The following is a 5,480-nucleotide window of genomic DNA, read 5'->3' as shown; positions in this document are numbered from 1 at the left end:
GGGCAGGCCCACTCAGCCGCGTCGCGCAGCACCGGGCCCGTGGCGCCCTGCTCCACCCAGCTCGCCTTGACGTGCGCGCCGCCGATGTCCCAGCCGATAACGTGCTCAGGCTCGCGCATGCGCCCTCGCCTCTTCGTCGTGCAGTGCCAGCATCTCGCCCGCGAGGTTGCGGCCGAGTGCCGCGGAAAGGCCGGCATAGGCGCAGGTGAGACGCGGGTTGATCTCGATCACCACCGGCCCGCATCGCTCGTGCCACACCAGGTCGATGCCGATGAAGCCGCGCAGGCCAGGCACCGCGTGCGCCACAGCGGCGGCCGTGGCGCCCAGTGCGGCGTGGCGGACGTGAGCGGGGCCGATGGCGAGGATGTCCACGCCGCGGTAGGCCAGCATGCCGCTCGAATCGAACGCGATGCGCTGTCGGTTCACGCTCAGCAGTTCGGCTGCAAAACGGTCGCCGTTGCGCCCGCCGATGAGCAGCGAGACGCTGAGGGCCTCGCCCTCCACCCAGGGCTCCAGAGTGGCGGCCCGGCCTTGTGCGGTGCGCTCGGCAAGGTCGGCCTGGGCTGCCTCCTGCGTGGCATGCACTCGCGTGTGCACGGAGCCGGCGCCATCGTCCGGTTTGACGACCCAACGCGTCGCTTGCGCGTCGAACGCCATCGGCGTGGCGATGTCCCGTGCGGCCAGATGCGCAAGCGTGTCGCGCTTGCTGCTGCACAGGCGGATGGCGGCCGGCAGGCAGCCCATCCAGCGCCGCGCGTCGACGGCCTGCGCCAGCGCCAGCAGGCAGCCGTCGCTCTCGGGCGCGACGACCCAGACGCGGTCGAAGCGAACGGCTTCGCGGCGAACGAAGGCCAGCAGTGATTCGCCCAGCAGCAGCTCGACGACGCGTCCCGCAGCGGCACGCGGCACGCCCGGGCCTTGCACGCAGGCCAGCTCGATGCCCGGCAGCGCGGCCACGTCTGACACCATCGCGTCGCGCATCGCCAGTCCCTGAGCCAGCAGGTCGAGATCATCGGTCTGTGCGGGCACAACCATCGCGGAGCCGGGCGGTACGCCCGCAGCGATTGCATGGCCGGCCGGCGCACGCGCAGCGATCGCGGGGCCGGTCGTGAAGCTGATCGCGTTGGCTGACTCAGCATCGGCTTGCGCGCGAGCATGCCGAGCCGGCCCGACCCCTCCGCCACCGCTGAGATACTCGCAAACGAGAAGCCGTTGAACCATTGATGAACATCGTCCCGGTGATCGATCTGTTGCACGGCCAGGTGGTACGCGGCGTGCGCGGCGACCGTGCGCAGTACCGACCCATCGTGTCGGCGCTCGCCGGCAGTGCCGAGCCGCTCGCGGTGGCCGATCGGCTATGCGAACACTGTGCCACCGACCTGCTCTATGTCGCCGACCTCGACGCGTTGCAGGGCCGCCCGGTGCAGGTCGCCGTGCTTGCGGGCCTGCTGCGGGCCCGGCCGACGCTGAACTTGTGGCTCGATATCGGCCTCGCCGGCCGCGATGCGCTCGAAGCCTTGTTCGCCGCGCTCGGCACCGCCTCATCGCGCGTGGCGCCGGTGCTGGCCAGCGAGTCGATCGCCTCGAAGGCCGAGCTGTCGCGCTGCCTCGCACTGGCGCCCGACGCGCTGCTCTCGCTCGACCGGCGCGGCCCCGCCGTGCTCGACCCGGCGGGTCTGTGGGACGCGCCGGCGCTCTGGCCGCAGCGCGTGATCGTCATGACGCTCGACCGCGTGGGCGCCGATGCCGGACCCGACCTCGCCACGCTGGCGGCCGTGCGCGCGCGAGCGCCCGAAGCCACGCTGATCGGCGCCGGCGGGATTCGGGGCGAGGCCGACTTGTCGGCGGCGGCGCAGGCCGGCGCGAAGGCCTGGCTGGTGGCTTCGGCGTTGCATGATGGGCGGATCGGTGTGGTGCCGGCCGTCGACCGTGAGCCGCGTCACTACACCCCGCTTTCGAAAGCCTTGCCGCATGCCACCAGCGAAGCTGCTCGGCACAGACTGTCGCGTCGGCGAGCACCCTGACCACAGTCTGTCCTCAGCCCATCCTGCTTCCCTGTGCCGAACCCGCGCCGCAAACCGAACCACAATGGCCGATGCCTTGCCTGAACCCTGACGCATGAGCGCCGTTCCCGCCACCACCGCCACTTCCGCCGCAGCGTCCGCGAGCGTCGGCCCCGCTCCCTGGACCTGCCCTTTCTGCTCGCTGCTGTGCGACGGCTTCGCCATCGAGGCCGAGGGCGATCGGCTGGCGCTGCGCGGCAGCGATTGCCCGCGCGCCCTCCGGGGCCTGAGTCACTTCGGCACCGGCGCTTCGAACGCGCAACCGCAGATCGATGGCCGGCCGGCCCCGCTCGACGCCGCCATCGAGCGCGCCGCGCAGATCCTCGCCGCCAGCCGACAGCCGCTGTTCGGCGGCCTGGCGACCGATGTGATCGGCGCGCGCGCGCTTTACCCGCTGGCCTGTGCTACGGGCGCCATCTGCGACCCCGCTGGCGGCCCTTCGCTGCTGCACAACCTGCGTTCTCTGCAGGATCGCGGCAGCTTCACCACCACCCTGGCCGAAGTGCGCAACCGCGCCGACTTGATCGTGTGCGTGGGCAGCTCGCCGCGCGAGGCTTTCCCCGAAATCTGGCGCCGCTGCGGCGTCGGTGAGCCGCTGGTCGCCGAGCGCGACGTGGTCTTTTTGGGCACCGACACCGATCCGGTCCTCGAAGGCCGCCCGGGCATCGTCCAGCATGCCGTGCCGCTCGAAGGCGACCTGTTCGAGACGCTCTCGACGCTGGCCGCGCTGGTGGCCGAGCGCAAGCTGCCGGTCGCTTCGCCGACGCTGGTCGCGCTGGCCGAACGGCTGCGTGCTGCGCGCTATGTCGTCTTCATCTGGGAGCTGGCCGAGCTGCCGCTGCACGGCGCGCTGGCGGCCGAAGCGCTCAACCACCAGCTCATCGGCACGCTCAACCGCCACACCCGCGCCGCCGCGCTGCCGCTGGGCGGCAACGACGGCATGCTCGCGGTCAACCAGACCTTCACCTGGCTGTCGGGCGTGCCGCTGCGCAGCCGCGCCGGCCCGCTGGGCCTGGAGCACGAACCGGAGCGCTTCGATGCGGCGCGGCTGATCGAAGACGGCAGCGTCGATGCGCTGTTGTGGATCTCGTCCTTCGGGCCCGAGCCAGCGGCCCCGGCAAGCGGGCTGCCCTGCGTGGTGCTCGGTCACCCGGAGAGCACGGTGCCCGACGGCGCGATGTTCATCCCGGTCGCTACGCCTGGCATTGGCAGCACCGGCCATCTGTTTCGCACCGACGGCGTCGTCGCGCTGCCGCTGGAGCCGCTGCGCGTCGATCCGCTGCCAAGCCTGCCGCAAGTGCTGGCGCGGCTCACGGCACGTGTCGCCGCACTGAAATCCGGAGCCACTGCATGAGCACCTTGCGCATCAAGGGAGGCCGCGTCATCGACCCGCAGCATGGCGAGGACGCCGTGCGTGACATCGGCGTACGCGACGGCCGCATCGTTGATCTGCATGCGCAGGAGGCGGTGGCTGAGGAGATCGATGCCAGCGGCTGCGTCGTCATGGCCGGCGGCATCGACCTGCACAGCCACATCGGCGGCGGCAAGGTCAACCTCGCGCGCATGCTGCTGCCCGAAGACCACCGCCTGAACCGCGAGCCGATCCCCCTGCCGAGCAACCCGCTGGAGCTGGCCTCCTGCGGCCACTGCGCGCCGGGCACGCTGGCCACCGGCTACCGCTACGCCGAGATGGGCTACACCTCGGCCTTCGAGCCGGCCATGCTGCTGGCCAATGCACGCCACGCGCACATGGAAATGGGCGACGTGCCCATCCTCGACCACGGCGCCTACGTGATGCTCGGCAACGACGAGCTGTTCCTGCAGATGCTCGCCGAGGAGCGCGACTTCGAACTGGTGCGCGACTACGTCGGCTGGACGGTGAACGCCGCCAAGGCGATGGGCGTGAAGGTGGTGAACCCGGGCGGCATCTCGGCCTTCAAGTTCAACCAGCGCAAGCTCGACGTCGACGAGGACCACGTGCACTGGCGCATCACGCCGCGCAAGGTGGTGCACACGCTGGCGCGCGCGATCGACGAGCTGGGCCTGCCGCACCCGCTGCACATCCACGGCAGCAACCTCGGCGTGGCCGGCAATATCGAGTCGACCCTGGCCACCATCGACGCGCTCGAGGGCCAGCGCGCCCACCTCACGCACATCCAGTTCCATGCCTACGGCACCGAAGGGCCGAAGAAGTTCTCGTCGGCGGCGCAGCAACTCATCGAGGCCGTGAACGCCAACAAGAACATCAGCATCGACGTCGGCCAGATCATGTTCGGCCAGACCGTCACCGCCTCGGGCGACTCGATGCGCCAGCATGCGCAGCACGGCTTTGCGCACCCGCGCAAGTGGGTCGGCGCCGACATCGAGTGCGACGCCGGCTGCGGCGTGGTGCCCTTCAAGTACCGCGAGCAGAGCTTCGTCAATGCGCTGCAGTGGGTCATTGGGCTGGAGATCTTCCTGCTCGTGGACGACCCGTGGCGTGTGGTGCTCACCACCGACCACCCGAACGGCGCGCCCTTCACCAGCTACCCGCACCTGATCCGCCTGCTCATGGACAAGAGCTTTCGCGACGAACAGCTCGCGCGGCTGCATCCGGACGTGGCGGCACAGTCGCAACTCGCCTCGATCAAGCGCGAACTCAGCCTGAACGAGATCGCCATCATGACGCGCGCCGGCCCCGCCCGGCTGCTCGGCCTGAAGGACCGCGGTCACCTCGCTGCGGGCGCGGCGGCCGACATCGCGGTCTACCGGACCGACACGAATCCTGAGACGATGTTCACCGCGCCGGATCACGTGTTCAAGGACGGCGTGTGCGTCTCGCGCGCGGGCATCATCACCGCCACGCCGACCGGCGGCACGCACTTCGTGCAGCCGGCCTTCGACCGCGGCATTGAGAAGACGCTGCAGCAGTACAGCGACCAGCACCTGAGCGTCGCCTACCGCCACGCCACCCTCGGCCACGACGAGCTGTGCCGCTGCACGAACGGCGGGCGGCTGCTGCCGGCGGAGTGCTTCGCTCCGGTGCACTGAAATGAAACGACCTTCTGTTTTGTGGCAGTTGCTGATCTTCTTCGGCGCGCGTTGCTGTTGCTTTGCGGTGGTTGGGCGTGGGCAAAGCCGGGGGCGGGCGGCAGGCTTCGCTTCAGTGCGGCGGTCGCTGCTGCGCAGCGACTACGCTGTGCTGCTCGGGCTTGCGGGCCGTCGCAGAACTCGCTTCGTTCGCTGCGCTCACTGCGCTCAGACAACTGCGACGAGTCAGTCTACGAAGCGCGCTGCGCGCGCTGCCCGCAAACCCTGTGCTGCTCGCCGCCACACAGTCGCTGCGCCCGCCGCCCGCCCCCGGCTTTGCCAAACAGCGCTCGTTGTCTATGGAGAGGAAAACGATTCGATGCAGGCTTCGAGCCTGCAACGAATCGG

Annotated in this window: 4 protein-coding genes; 3 read left to right on the top strand and 1 reads right to left on the bottom strand. The window is 70.2% G+C overall.

Annotated features, from left to right (window positions below; genetic code table 11):
- Nucleotides 1–105 precede the first annotated feature (105 nt).
- Nucleotides 106–1,035, bottom strand: coding sequence for an ATP-grasp domain-containing protein (locus H0W38_RS15745; RefSeq protein WP_292455776.1), 930 nt, complete (start codon nucleotides 1,033–1,035; stop codon nucleotides 106–108).
- 188 nt (nucleotides 1,036–1,223) lie between these two features.
- Between H0W38_RS15745 and H0W38_RS15740 the strand changes: the two genes are divergently transcribed.
- From H0W38_RS15740 to H0W38_RS15730, 3 genes are all read left to right on the top strand, one after another.
- Complete coding sequence (locus H0W38_RS15740; RefSeq protein ID WP_292455774.1) at nucleotides 1,224–2,024, top strand: HisA/HisF-related TIM barrel protein; 801 nt, start codon at nucleotides 1,224–1,226, stop codon at nucleotides 2,022–2,024.
- 94 nt (nucleotides 2,025–2,118) lie between these two features.
- Complete coding sequence (locus H0W38_RS15735) at nucleotides 2,119–3,417, top strand: formylmethanofuran dehydrogenase (RefSeq protein WP_292455772.1); 1,299 nt, start codon at nucleotides 2,119–2,121, stop codon at nucleotides 3,415–3,417.
- Complete coding sequence (locus H0W38_RS15730; RefSeq protein ID WP_292455770.1) at nucleotides 3,414–5,093, top strand: formylmethanofuran dehydrogenase subunit A; 1,680 nt, start codon at nucleotides 3,414–3,416, stop codon at nucleotides 5,091–5,093. The genes H0W38_RS15735 and H0W38_RS15730 overlap by 4 nt, the downstream gene beginning before the upstream one ends.
- Nucleotides 5,094–5,480 lie beyond the last annotated feature (387 nt).

It is taken from the genome of Methylibium sp. (assembly GCF_013817365.1).
Taxonomy (GTDB): Bacteria; Pseudomonadota; Gammaproteobacteria; order Burkholderiales; family Burkholderiaceae_C; genus Methylibium.
The sequence above is the reverse complement of the archived record's forward strand: the minus strand, read 5'-3'. Positions and strand labels throughout refer to the sequence as shown.